At 49.3% G+C, this 12,952-nt stretch carries 14 protein-coding genes; 5 read left to right on the top strand and 9 right to left on the bottom strand.

All coding sequences use genetic code 11. From position 1 onward, the window contains the following. Positions 1-68: 68 nt before the first annotated feature. Both FH603_RS15300 and FH603_RS15295 read left to right on the top strand, forming a co-directional pair. On the top strand, positions 69-1,061 hold the full coding sequence (locus FH603_RS15300; protein ID WP_235985616.1) for an arabinan endo-1,5-alpha-L-arabinosidase: 993 nt from the start codon (positions 69-71) through the stop codon (positions 1,059-1,061). 553 nt (positions 1,062-1,614) lie between these two features. Continuing rightward, complete coding sequence (locus FH603_RS15295; protein ID WP_186738405.1) at positions 1,615-3,468, top strand: sensor histidine kinase; 1,854 nt, start codon at positions 1,615-1,617, stop codon at positions 3,466-3,468. A 35-nt stretch (positions 3,469-3,503) separates the two neighbouring features. Here the strand turns inward: FH603_RS15295 and FH603_RS15290 are convergent, their stop codons facing one another. After that, positions 3,504-3,947 (bottom strand): response regulator, encoded by a 444-nt coding sequence (locus tag FH603_RS15290; protein WP_186738404.1) that lies wholly within the window; start codon positions 3,945-3,947, stop codon positions 3,504-3,506. A gap of 489 nt (positions 3,948-4,436) precedes the next feature. Here FH603_RS15290 and FH603_RS15285 point away from each other — a divergent pair, with 489 nt between their 5' ends. Next, complete coding sequence (locus FH603_RS15285; protein ID WP_186738403.1) at positions 4,437-4,742, top strand: hypothetical protein; 306 nt, start codon at positions 4,437-4,439, stop codon at positions 4,740-4,742. Between the two features lie 19 nt (positions 4,743-4,761). Here the strand turns inward: FH603_RS15285 and FH603_RS15280 are convergent, their stop codons facing one another. The 5 genes from FH603_RS15280 to FH603_RS15260 form a co-directional block, all read right to left on the bottom strand. Continuing rightward, complete coding sequence (locus FH603_RS15280; RefSeq protein WP_186750424.1) at positions 4,762-5,064, bottom strand: GNAT family N-acetyltransferase; 303 nt, start codon at positions 5,062-5,064, stop codon at positions 4,762-4,764. Further along, complete coding sequence (locus FH603_RS15275) at positions 5,065-5,256, bottom strand: permease prefix domain 2-containing transporter (protein ID WP_222439553.1); 192 nt, start codon at positions 5,254-5,256, stop codon at positions 5,065-5,067. Positions 5,257-5,268: 12 nt separating this feature from the next. Further along, positions 5,269-5,604 (bottom strand): PadR family transcriptional regulator, encoded by a 336-nt coding sequence (locus FH603_RS15270; RefSeq protein WP_186738401.1) that lies wholly within the window; start codon positions 5,602-5,604, stop codon positions 5,269-5,271. A 463-nt stretch (positions 5,605-6,067) separates the two neighbouring features. Then, the gene (locus tag FH603_RS15265; protein WP_186738400.1) at positions 6,068-6,466 is read right to left on the bottom strand and encodes a VOC family protein; all 399 of its coding nucleotides are present in this window, start codon (positions 6,464-6,466) and stop codon (positions 6,068-6,070) included. Positions 6,467-6,839: 373 nt separating this feature from the next. Beyond that, on the bottom strand, positions 6,840-7,709 hold the full coding sequence (locus FH603_RS15260; RefSeq protein ID WP_186738399.1) for a 3-keto-disaccharide hydrolase: 870 nt from the start codon (positions 7,707-7,709) through the stop codon (positions 6,840-6,842). Between the two features lie 119 nt (positions 7,710-7,828). On the opposite strand from FH603_RS15260, the gene FH603_RS15255 reads away from it, so the two are divergent. Beyond that, the gene (locus FH603_RS15255) at positions 7,829-8,665 is read left to right on the top strand and encodes a helix-turn-helix domain-containing protein (protein ID WP_186738398.1); all 837 of its coding nucleotides are present in this window, start codon (positions 7,829-7,831) and stop codon (positions 8,663-8,665) included. A 305-nt stretch (positions 8,666-8,970) separates the two neighbouring features. Here the strand turns inward: FH603_RS15255 and FH603_RS15250 are convergent, their stop codons facing one another. Continuing rightward, the gene (locus tag FH603_RS15250; RefSeq protein ID WP_186738397.1) at positions 8,971-10,269 is read right to left on the bottom strand and encodes a hypothetical protein; all 1,299 of its coding nucleotides are present in this window, start codon (positions 10,267-10,269) and stop codon (positions 8,971-8,973) included. A 368-nt stretch (positions 10,270-10,637) separates the two neighbouring features. Next, positions 10,638-10,835: a hypothetical protein gene (locus FH603_RS15245; RefSeq protein ID WP_186738396.1), complete on the bottom strand. Its 198-nt coding sequence runs from the start codon at positions 10,833-10,835 to the stop codon at positions 10,638-10,640. A 583-nt stretch (positions 10,836-11,418) separates the two neighbouring features. On the opposite strand from FH603_RS15245, the gene FH603_RS15240 reads away from it, so the two are divergent. Beyond that, a complete protein-coding gene (locus FH603_RS15240; RefSeq protein WP_186738395.1) occupies positions 11,419-11,805 on the top strand; it encodes a DUF983 domain-containing protein in 387 nt (128 codons plus the stop codon). 113 nt (positions 11,806-11,918) lie between these two features. On the opposite strand, the gene FH603_RS15235 is transcribed toward FH603_RS15240, so the two are convergent. After that, on the bottom strand, positions 11,919-12,653 hold the full coding sequence (locus FH603_RS15235) for a DUF72 domain-containing protein (protein ID WP_235985618.1): 735 nt from the start codon (positions 12,651-12,653) through the stop codon (positions 11,919-11,921). Between the last annotated feature and the right edge of the window lie 299 nt (positions 12,654-12,952).

Below are 12,952 nucleotides of genomic sequence, written 5' to 3'. Positions count from 1 at the left end.
GGTATGGCCGAGTTCGATGATTTAATTTACCATTGACACCTTCCCTCTACCTTCCTGTTGCTACCAAAATGATGCGCTCTTATAATATTCTGTTCGGTATGATCGGGCTACTGCTTTTCTCCGGGATAGCCCGGGCACAAACAGTTCCGTTAATTCCGGTCCATGACCCAGTTATGATTCGGCAGGACAGTACCTACTACGTCTTTGCGACCGGTAAAGGCATTCGCGTCTGGTCATCGACGGACCGACGGTATTGGAAAAGTGAAAAGCCGGTTTTTGAATCGGCCCCCACCTGGACAACGCAGACCAATCCGGCAACGCGTCCCAATGACTTCTGGGCACCCGATATTTCGTTTCACAAGGGGATTTATTATCTGTACTATTCCTCGTCGGTATTTGGGAAAAATTCGTCGGCTATTGGCTTGACAACCAATAAGACACTAAATCCGGCTGACCCCAACTACCAATGGATTGATCGGGGACTGGTTATCCAGTCAATACCCGGTCGAGACAACTGGAACGCCATTGACCCGAATTTGATCGTTGATACGACCGGGCACGCCTGGCTGACCTTTGGCTCCTTCTGGGGTGGTATCAAGCTCGTTCGATTAGGCGATGATCTAACCGGCCCGGCCATTCCTTCGGAATGGTATACATTAGCCAGCCGACCGCGCACAGACACCACTGAAAACGGAGAAGCGGCTAATGGGGCTGTCGAGGCTCCGTTTCTCTTCCGAAAAAATGGTTTTTACTATTTGTTTGTCTCGTTCGACTATTGTTGCCGTGGGCCAAAAAGTACGTATAAGCTGATGGTCGGCCGGTCAGCCAGTATCACGGGTCCCTACCTCGATCAGAACGGTAAAATGATGACGCAGGGTGGTGGAACGCTCGTGCTGGCAGGTGATAAAGATTGGTACGGCGTTGGCCATAATTCGACCTACACCTACGAGGGCAAAGATTATCTGGTATACCATGGTTACGATGCCACAGACAATGGCAAATCCAAGCTGCTGATCAAACCATTGCGGTGGGACGCTCAGGGCTGGCCGAAAGTGGAGTGAAAAATCCTGAATACTGAGTTACTGTTGTAAAGCCATATAGTATCTCCATCACGGGGTACCTTGTATCCTGAAATACGCTTATATAGGTTTCAAAAATGGTAGTCCCCATCAATACATATTGGGTTGGTTTATTGATAAATCTTGAGATTTTGCCACTACCATCGTTCACGAAAACCTTCCATATCTGGACATCTATCAGAAGAAAGCTGCTCTTCTCCCTTACTAGTTTAACCGCTTGATGCGTCCATGAAAACGTTACGTTTCAAACCATGACTGGCTGTAGGGTAACGGGGAGGGAAGCTGAATTTTTATTCTTTGGCTCCGTCCGCACGAGTGGTCCAACCGAGGTGGAGACCCAAGCCAGATTTTAACCTGACGTGCTAAAAAAAACACAAAGCTCTGAAAGCCGCCCCCGTTGCGATAGAAAATGGCTTAGTTAATAAATTATTTGTACCGGCAAAATCGCCGGAATGATGATCATTACTAACTTAGTATACTCTATTCATATAGACTTAGTTGGAAATAAGTAATTCGCTTCTTTCGCTCGTTTTGCATGCCGCATTCGTTAGAAATAATTAAAGACCGGATTCGGATTGACCTCAGCGTAATCATCGCTGGCTTTTTAGTAATACTGGGTTTACTCCTGCTCGCCTACCAGCAACATCGGCAGGAGGAAGACAACCAATGGGTGGTTCATACCTATCAGGTCATGGATCATGTCAAGGCCGTTGAAGCCTTGCTGGTCGATGCCGAGACGGGGGCCCGGGGCTACGCGGCCACTCAGGATAGTGTGTTTCTTGAACCCTACCGACAAGCCAGGTCCCAGATCGAAAGCAATCTAGGGACCCTGCCCCAGCTAGTAGCTGATAACCCTGCCCAGCAACGGCGGGTCCGCCAGTTAAACCAGCTGGCAAAGGCCAAAGTAGCCATCGTCGATCGGATTGTCCGAACCAAACCTCTGCCCGCATCCCCCGCTTCGCACACTCTGTTTCAGCAGGGTAAACAGCGCATGGACGCTGTACGCCAGCACGTAAGGTCCATGACGGCTGTTGAGCAGGCCTTACTCAAAACCCGCCAGCAACGGGCCCAGAACGCCAATCGCTATACCCTGGGCTTAACCGGCCTGATCGGGGGATTGGCGCTGCTCGCTTTCTGGCAGGCTTATGGGCTTATCCAGCAGTCGCTTACCCGTCGGCTACAGGCGCAAGTGGTAGCCCGCCAAAGTGCCGACTTGCTGCGGGCCGTCATCCATAACGTGCCCACTGGCCTGGTTCTCTATCAGGCCGTCCGTGACTCGGCCGGTGAGATTATTGACTTTATCTATACTTTATCCAACCCGGTCAACGATCGGGTAGCGGGCCGGCAGGCGGATGAACTTTTTCAGGTGTCGCTCTTGGCTCATTCCCCGGTTACCCGAACCAATGGGGTTTACGAAGATCTGGTTCAAGTGGTGCGCAGTGGGCAGCCGCTGTCGCGCCTTCGGCACTTTCAATCGGATCGCGTTCAGGGTTGGTTCGATAGCCGCTACGTCAAACAGGAGGATGGGGTGCTGGTAAGTTTTCTGGATGTAACGGCTCTCAAGGAAGCCCAGTTGACCCAACAGCAGCAAGCTCAGGCACTGGAGCGGGCGAACCAGGAATTGCAGCGCTCCAACGCCAGCCTGCAATCGTTTGCCTTTGTGGCCAGTCATGATTTACAGGAACCGCTGCGTAAAATTGAGGCCTTTGGCAATCTGCTGGTGGAACTGTACGCCAAAGAGTTGGATGAGCAGGGAGCCAACTACCTGCAACGCATGCAGGTGGCGGCCCGGCGGATGGCTCACTTAATTCGAGCGCTGCTGAGCTACGCCCGGCTTGGCAACGCCCCGACGGTGGTTGCGCCCGTGTCGATGTCCGGGCTGGTGGATGAGATACTGGACGATCTTGAAACAGCTATTACCCGGTCGGGGGTGCAGATCACAGTTGGTGAGCTACCGACCTTGCCGGGTGAGGTGACCCAGTTGCGGCAGCTATTGCAAAACCTGATCAGTAACGCTATTAAGTTTAGCCAGAAGCCCGGTGGTGGCCTGGCGCAGGTGACCATTAGCAGTCGGCTTGTTGCGGGAGGAGAACTGCCCGCTGGGGCTCCGACGGCTGTACCAGGCGCTTACTGGGAGATTGGGGTGTCTGATAACGGCATTGGCTTCGATGTGCAGTACCTCGATCGCATCTTTGAAGCGTTTCAGCGGCTGCACAGCGACAAGCAATTTTCCGGATCGGGGATCGGTCTGGCCATCTGCAAGCGGGTCGTTGAGAACCACGGCGGCTGGATCACCGCTGACAGCCAGCCGGGCGAGGGGGCTACGTTTCGGGTCTATCTACCGGAGGGTGGGGCGAGCCCGGCCCGGTCGGAAGAGCCACCAGAATAGTTACTATCCAACTCAGTGGGGGAGCGTAAAGAGTGTTAGCTCAGGGCGGTCGCGGGTGGATCGGTTCGCTGCCTATGGGCATAGGCTTCGGGTATCCACTGAGCCACTACAGACCGGATTACCTCCTTCATGGCTATGTAGTCCGATTGCTTTGGTATCACCTTGACCACACCGGCCTGTAAACAGGCCACTTGCTCTTGCTCACTGATGCGGGACGACCACAACACGGTTGTCACCGACTGCAAGTGGGGCTGAGACGCCATCCAATCTAAGAGGTCCAGGGCGTTTGCTGGGGGCAGATTAAAGTCCAGCACAATCAGATGGGGCGGCTCGGGCTCGACGAGCAGGCGCTGACAGGCGAGCACACTGGAAGGACAGCTGATCTGCACCTGATCTCCGTATAGATCGTTGAAAATGGCCGTCAGAAAGTAACAATCATCTTCGTCATCGTCACTCAACAGGACGCGAAATGTATTCATCTGATTCATCCTTAATTACGCGGTTGCCCTCCCTGGCGCAAGAAAAAAGTAGCGGTGTAATTTGTATAATTCATAGAATACAAATGTAAAATAAATTCGGGTAGCTACACGAATTTAGCTGGTTCAGGGGAGTCTTTTACGACCGGTTAGGCCAACTCCCTGCCGTCAACAGCCAGACAGAACATGGGGTGGGTGCCCGGCCATACCTGACTCGTAACGGTAATCAATAGGTTAGCGGCTTTCCCGATGCCCATCTTCCATTGCGTGGATAAAACGTGTCGGCCCTGCTGTTAGTGGTACCGGGCTATGTAATAAGGCTTTTCTTGCGTTACGTTAATGCCCACTACTGACTTAGTAACTGCGCTACCGTTCTGGGTGATGATGAGTGGGTGTAAATTCTATACAGTAGATGTATCATACGCTTAACCACTAGCTGGTTCTTGATAACAAGATGCAAGGAACGTCGTTTATGGTATCAACGTGCGCCCTATGTCAATTACGCAAGCTCATTTTCGCCAGCTACCCCGCATGCTTCAGGAAGGCGCCCTCCAGCTATGGGGCGTCTACATTACTGCCCTGGAGATTGAAGGCGGCTACCAGACCTTGTATAACTTAGGTGCTTTCTACGTGGAAGTCTTTCGTGAGGAGGGAAGAAATGGGTTGCGTATGGCGTGTTTTAATAACCCGGATAAATTACTCCCTTACCTCCGGCTTCCCCTTGTCGCTAAAGACGTAAGTCCGGGAGTTGGAGTGCAGCGTATTGACGCTACTAGTCCGATGGATTCATGCATTTGAAAGCAGACTATAGATACGCCTACATTTTTCTATGGGATCGGGACGCACAACCAATCATCTGTACAATTCCCTGCTTGATAACGGCCTTTTGCCGAATCTCCTCTAACTGGAAGCCGTTCTTTTTCAGCGCTTTTTGCAACCCGATGTCTGACTCAAAACACATAGCAAACAAGCGCACCCAATCTAAATGTTGTCTGGCCCAGTCTACGACGAGTTTCATAGTGTTGATTGCCACTTCCTTTCCCCAATGGTACTCGGCTACCCAGCTTAGAAAAGACGTTGGGCATTCTGGTGGTTCACGTTTGCTGAAGCGGTGCTGCACCTAGGCCAGTACCGCTCGCCAATACCGGCGGGCAACGGTTTCACCCCACTGCGCCACTCGCAAGGAAAAGCGCTCGTGTAGATCGCCCAGCACTTCTTCGCGCAGGTGGGGCGCTACCAGCCAGTTCAGCAGCTTGTCGAGCCACTTTTGGGGAGCCGGTATCCTTTGTTGATTCGAGTCCTTTGGGTTCATGCGGCCGGTAGGTTAACTCCATTTGAGTATGGTCTGCGGAGCGATACGCTCCCAGAGCCGGTTGCGGACGGCCTGCACCTCGCTTAGCACCCGCCCGCCCAGCGCTGTAGTGGTGAACAGCCGCTTTCTGCGACCACCGCGTTCTGCAGTGGCCTCGCCCAGCCGTGAGGTCAGGTATCCTTTAGTCTCGAGCCGTTGCAGGGCCGCATGTACTGCTCCTGTACTGACGGTCTGCCCGGTTTCCCGTTCAAGGTCTTCAGCGATGACAACCGAATACGCCTTGGGCGAAAGCGCGGCTACCGCCAATAAAACGACTTCTTCAAACTCACCTAAATCATTCCGTCGCATACCGTAATGGCTAGAGTTCGATGCTTCATTTTATTTCATCTATTTCTGTATGTCAAATGCCTTGCCAAACTCTTGGAGTGCGACCTCAGCGCAGTAGAGGCCATTTTAGCGTATCTGAGAACCATCGTTTTGTCCAGAAACGGACAGGTGGCGTACGCTGACGGACAATAAAAAGCACCGCCGTTGGGCGGTGCTTTTAGAGAAGGCATAGTACACGTACTGGCTCAGTAAACTCTTCGCTGGATGCCGGAACAGTCTTACCTGGCACCCGCTTTAAGGCAATTTTGTGGGGCCTGCCGAACCAACAGGGTAGCTCACATTTGTGGTACTGTTAAAACACATCTTCTCAGCTACTTTTAGTTTTAAGATGAGGACGCTTCATCGGCTGGAAAGGTTGGGATTTACGGCCGTATACGTGGCAATAGGCTAAGCAGGGACGGTCCGTTAGCCAAAAATTGTTTCCTTACACTAGTTTATCAGGCTCATTGGCAACTGGCTCCCAAAGTTCAATTTTGTTGCCTTCTGGATCGAGTATCCAGCCAAATTTACCATACTCGTACACCTCCATTTCACCAATCACCTCCACACCTTCTTGCCGAAGAAGCACTAACAACTCTTCTAAATTAGCTACTCGGAAATTAAGCATGAACTCTTTCGACGAGGGGCTAAAGTAAGAGGTCTGTTCAGGGAAAGGACTCCAGGTGGTAACGCCTTTTTGGGCAGGGTCTTGACTTTCGCGCCATTCAAAGGTGGCACCATGTTGATCCGTAGTAAGGCCTAAATGCTGACTGTACCAGTCGCGCATTGCGTGTGGATCTTTAGTTTTGAAGAAGATGCCACCTATACCCGTCACTCGTTTCATAAGATTCAGCGATTGAAGAAAAACAGCGTGTTTATTAAGTACGACACAATGTAAGGCATAATTAGGGCCCGTCATGTTCTTGCCACCTTTGACGAGCCGGTTTTAACCGGAGTTGAGGCCACCCACCTGTTTACCCCCGATTTTGGAACGCTTCACCCCCGCAACTTGACGGTTGATAGCATCTGGGCGATTCACCAACTTGGTAAGGTCAACCACAAAGCACCGTACAATTGGTCAGCTACTGAAGCCTATCCAACTCATTAACAATAGCTCCATTGCCACCTTTGGTGACTGATCAGTTTGGTATAGTGAGCTGGAGAAGGAATGAAAAAGGTATCATGATGCAAGTAGGCATCATGATAAAAAGCCACGTTTAAAATAAGCCTGCGTACGCTTTGGGCATTGCAGTCAGTGGTTTGATACGAATGTCCCGATAAAATACTTCAGCCGCTTCACTTTGTAGCTGAATTTTACCTTCTCTCATAGCCACATCCTGCCCATCGGGTTTCGTATAGCGCGAGTCTTTCAGTACCATCACCACGTGTCCGTTGACGATATGCAGGCTCTTCCCCTCGAAGCAGATCAGTTCCAGCGTTGTCCATTCGCTTGCCGGACTTTCGTAATTTGCTGACCGAAGGCAATAGGAATCACTGCCCTTTTTAAAGGTGCCAAAAGGTTGCTTCTCGTCTGCCACCCGGTTCATAACACCTTCAGACTGGAAAGAACGGATGTCAATGGCGGAGTTGGCCTGACACCAGAAGTCACCCATATGCCCCTCCATAATCTGAAACTCTTGCGAGAGCATCCAGGAACGCCAGTATTCGGCACCCGCTTCCCCAATGGAATGATAGAGTATGCCCGAATCGCGCAGTTTACTTTTTCGGGGTTCATACTTTTGGGTACCCCATTTGACTTGAAGGACAAGGTGATAATTTTCGTATGACTGGCGCGTAAACAGGCATCCATATTTCTCACCACTCACCCGCAGGACGGGGCCACCCGCTTCATCCAGGACGGAAAAAACATGGGTGTCGTCTTTGTTATAACCAATGGGTTTTAATGGATTACCTGCTGCGTCTTTGGGTATATTTCCATTATAGTCAAGCGTATGCGCATAGCTCAGGTAATTTTCCCATCGAGATAATTTTTTATCCAAAAGCGGTTCCCATTCGTCGGGCTTATGCATGGATGGCAGTATACAAATGGCTATCAAACTGAGTGTTAGTAAAACAAGGTATTTCATATATATACTTTTTTTGGTAGGGGAACTCGTTAACTGGTAGCAAAACTAAGACAGGATAAAGTTGGACAAATTGTAAAAATCCATTCTTTACTGGTATGTTTATAACTCTGTATTGGCTGATGAAACGATATATACTGCACACGCCCTTTAACATTTATCACTTTGAGGCTACAACCTGGCTGCATGCAGTTCATAAGCATACCTACTTCGAGATTATTTTTATACTAAAAGGCAAGGGTCTTCACCATATCAACGGTAATACGTTTGGCTATAGCCAGGGTGATGTATTTCTGTTAGGGCCAGAGGATTATCATGATTTTGTTATTCAGGAGGTAACCGAATTCTGCTTTATTCGCTTCAACGAATCGAGTCATAAGCATCCTGTGGTGGACAAAGACAGCCCCTGGCAGCCGATCATACATACCTTGCTGACAACCTCTTCCCAGAGTCGTGGCTCTATTGTTGTCGATAAACAGGAGAAGCAGAAGCTACACCACCTGCTGATGGTGCTGGAAGAAGAGTATGAGCGCAATCAGTCGCCCTACTTTGCCATTATTCGGGACAGCCTGATGCGAAGTATGCTGATAATCCTGGCTCGAAATCTCTTTGGCCAGACATTGGTAAAGCCCGGCATCAACGCTTCGGTGGAAGCGATTCTGATGTATGTACGGCAACACATCTACCAGCCTAAAGAACTCAGTATCGAGCACTTAGCCGATGTGTTCCATTATGCGCCAGCTTATATTAGTCTCTTTTTTAAAAAGCAAACGGGTGAATCCCTCAAGAAATACATCATCAAACACAGAATTAAACTCATTGAAGCCCGACTGCTGTATAGCCCGTTAACCCTGGCCCAGATTGCAGATGAATTTGGTTACACGGATGAAAGTCACTTTTGTAAGCAGTTCAGGAAGTATACGGGCAGTACGCCAACCGCTTTCCGCAGACAAACTTGACAAAACCACCTAATTCTACTTGAAAAATAAAAGTGTAAACAGGTTCTTTATTACCATGAAAAAGGCTTCCTCAACTGAGCGCCTTTGCTGACTTGAGTTTAGAAAGATAAGGTTGTGATGTCACGTAGTTGGAAAGGAGATAAGGCAATCTTTCTTTTCATTATACCCAACTATAAATAGCCACGGAACAGCTGATAAGTTGACCTCTTGTTAATTATAAACGTTGCTCACAAAGCGTTCAGAAAAGCCTTCATTAGTTGAATACTGGTTTCAGTGATTATCAACGGAAATCCGGGTGCTTATGCTCAAAAATCGACGTTAGTAAAGCGCGGATTGACGGCCGCGTTGTTGATCGAACCAAACGTAAAGCTCAGCCCCACCGACGACGAATAGTTAAACCGGGTGGGCAACTGCCGCCCACCCAGCAAAAACTGGTTGGGATCTCCAATCTCTTTGGCCAGTGAAATCTGATTGTTGATCAAACTAACCTCCCCGTTAAGTTGCAACATCAGCCCCTCCAGGATACGCCACGAAACGGTCGTTTGAAACGTTAGTCGGTTCTTGCTCAGATCGTGCAGAAACTGATAGCCTGCGATGCTGGCGTTGAGCGAACCCCATGGCTCAGTCATGGCGAAGATGCCCGTCAGTTGCTGGAACGGCAGTGTCTCTGCGGTTTTATTATACACTGTTGAGTCAATGTAGCTCAGGGAGCGAAGGCCAATCTGATAGATCCAGCGGAACTGACGCCGGGTCACTTCCGAGTTGGGAAACAGATTATACTCCAGGGCTGGCGACACACTCTGGGAGAAGGCCATATTCTGGTAAATGGAATGATAGCCTTTGTAGAGGCCCCCCACCGACCAGTGTTCCGACAGACTACGCACATACAGCGCCGAGAGCCCGAACTCAATATTTTTAACGTCAATGGTTTGTTCGTTTACATCATACCGATTGCGGGTGGTGTTGTAATAGGCGTCGAAGTTGAACTTAGAAGCCAGCGTCACGCGGTTGATCTTAACATCTTCGTTAAGAGACAGGTACTTATGGTTACTTTCGCCGTTGGCTGATGCATTGGCGCTCAGGATGAAAACCCAAAAGTGCCAGGGGTCTCTTTTGGGTTTGTCATCCGGTTCGGCTTTTCGTTTGGGAAAGGTGACAAGGACCTGCTGCATAAAGCTGGTTCGGGTCATGAACCGCACCAGGCCCAGCCGAAGCGATTGCACAAAGCGTTGGCGGATCATGGCGTCGGTGTCGGTCTGACGGGTAGTGAAGCGGAGCGTATCAATTAAACCCTGTTGGCGATTTTGGCCCAGCAGCGTCAGGGTGTACTCCGAGCCGCTGGCACCGGTAGTTTGCTGAGTGGTCAGGATTTCAATATCGCAGAGCTGACGATCCCGGACGAAGTCGAAAAACGAAAGCTGGGTGCGCACATAGTCATCAAAACAATTTACGTTCTGACAGTTCAGAAACAGCTTGGGCGGTGCGGCTTCGGGGTCCTTCAGGATTTCGGTTATTTTAATCTTAGCGTTGGTTGCTCTGGGTATTTTCTGCGCCCAGGCACTTAGCGGTAAAAGGCTGATAATCAGCGCGTATATGTAATTCATTCGTTCTATCTGTTGAGTAGTCGGTCTGTAGACCGTTCAGCAAACAGATGGAACGCTGGTCATGTTTAGTAGTAAAGAGAATGATGAGGATTAGGCTCGGGCCAAACGCAAAATAAGAGAACCTAAAAACGGGTGGTGTCATTCTGCCGTGTGATTCGGCAGAATGATCCATTGATGGCTATTGTCAAGTCTGGAACCGCTAAACACGCCCAGTCAAAACGGGTTAGATGGCCTGGTTTACTTGGTTGAGTAGCGCTTTTGGCTACTAGCGGCTGAACGGTGCCGCCCCGTGACTTTAGTCGTCGCAACCTGATCGAGAAAACGGGCAGTCGCTCCCTTAAAGCAGACTACCCAGGGAGCAATGCGGGTTAGGTAACGATGTAAAACTTATCTTCGTTTTGGTCATATTTAATTTGGTAGCCATCCGCCTGACCAACCAGTTTGTTTCCATTTTGAGCTTTGCCCTTGTAAAACGCTTTTATTTCACTGGCTCCAGCGGAGTTATTCTGTTCGGTATATCCCAGTAAAATGGCTTCTGCTTCCGGTGGCACTTCTACTTCTTCCATTCCTTGACTTGTTTTAGATGTGATAAGCTTAACCGCCAACCCCTAAAGATGTTAAGTCTACGGCTGAATTTCTTTATGGGCGTCATGCTAATGGCCCTCTACCTACGAATGGCTACAACATAGCTGATAACCACCGGGTAGGGGATGTTGCTCCCTAACTGGTGGTTTTTTTGAACGATCAGTTCAACTACCATACTGAAAGCTATACATTCAGCCTGGTAGTTGAACTGATCGTTGCCCGGAAATTAACTGATGGGTCATTCTACGACTCAGCATCACACTGACGCTACTTCTTCGATTCGTTTAATTTTCGTCATCAGCTTCATTTGGCAACAATTGTTAGCAGCTCCTATAAATAATATAAGTTTTACATTGCCTGATTTAGGCTCCCGCCGTAGCTAATTTGGTCTTTCAGCCACCCAGCATACACTGGCGACGGCTGGTGAGGAATTCAATAAGAGCCGCCAGTATACTAGTGGAAAACAAAGTGCCCACCTAGTTGGTCATGTAAAGAAACGCGCCCTTCCTGACGCGTCGGTCAATCGGGATGGGCTCTCCATTACCTACTAAATTCTATCATCTCATGGGCAAAGGCACAAAACTATACAGCATCTTTTTCAACACCTGTCCTCGTTGTCAGCAGGGCAGCTTCTTTGCTGTCAGTAACCCTTATAATCTTAAACGGTTTGATGAGATGAATCCACAATGTGCCTGCTGTGGTGAACGTTTTGAGCGGGAGCCGGGCTACTATACCGGTGCCCTGTACGTAAGTTATGCCTATTATACGGCCTTGATTGTGGGTTGTTTTATCGTAATGGAAGTGCTGCTAGCGATGGAGTTGGGTTACTTTCTAGCCATTTTAATCAGCTTAATCATTTTGCTAACCCCAGTGGTATTTCGGTTGGCTCGGTTGACCTGGATTAATTTTTTCATTTCTTACGATGCTCATAAGCCCACTCACTGCCCCTGATAGAAAAAGCTAAAAGAAGCGGAGTAAACCACTCGGTAGGGGATTTCCAGGCTGTTGGTTCGCCGATTAATAGTCGCCTGAATTATACGTTTCTTGTAAGGTTTATTCACCCATCAATAATTAGAACCTGCCTTGAGTAGTTGCTTAAATAATAAAGCGTCTTGCCTCATGTGAATATTGTTGAAGAAAACGTATCCAACTTCATCCTTAGGTATTAGCTCCGTTAAATCCGACAACTCATCAGACTCATATTGATACCGCCAGCCCTGTCGGCCATGAAGCCGAAAGTAAACCTGTTCCGGGGTTACACTCATCGTGGTAAAGGGATCAACCACATGCCACAAGTCAAGGTCTTGGCATAAGGCTTTTATCACAGGCTTGTCCCAGGGACCACGGGGCTCCCAGCAGCAGGTGAGGCCCTTCCGCTCAATGCGGGAGAAGAAGTGGACCAGATTCTGAATATGCTCAGGCGTCTGGGTAAAACTGGCTGGGCACTGAAACAGTACCCTTTTAGCGCCTAATGCCTGAGCACAGGCCAACGTATAGTGCCAGGCTTCCTCAACGATGGCGGTGGATTTAAAATACCCGACTTCTGCCCGCTCCTGTTCCGAAAGATTTCGTTTGAGCCGTTTGTACGTTGGACTTTTGGCCGGGTGTGTGATAAGCTGCCAGGCTTTCAGGGTGAACTCGAAGTCTGTTGGTACCTCCGCTCGCCAACGTTGCAGGGTAGTGAGTTGGGGCGGCTGATAAAATGTTTGCTGAATTTCGACACAGGAAAATAACCTTGCATACGCGGCTTTTGAGCCGCCAAGGCCACAGGTGCCAATTTGTAGGGGACTATTCATCATGGCGTAGGTTCACCTGATTTCGTGCGCTCGCTTTGATCAGACCGAACGCTGAGATTAGTTAACGGCACTATCAAATCATAAATTGCTTTATATGTTATAACGGCAGGGAGTACTCGCTGAACTGTGTCAGCGGAATTTAATCGAAGCGATGTGATTGAATGCGGTATTCAAAAAAAATACTGAATTGATTATTGATGCGTGAGTAAGTCCATTAATGTTTGTGCTTTGGGTTTTTATGGCTACCTACAAACAGGCAGATTACGAAGCGCTGCGGCATCGCTGTGTCGAACTCAAACAAG

The organism is Spirosoma utsteinense (genome assembly GCF_014282275.1).
GTDB lineage: Bacteria > Bacteroidota > Bacteroidia > Cytophagales > Spirosomataceae > Spirosoma > Spirosoma utsteinense.
Note: the sequence above shows the minus strand (reverse complement) of the source record. Positions and strands in the feature narration are given on the sequence as shown.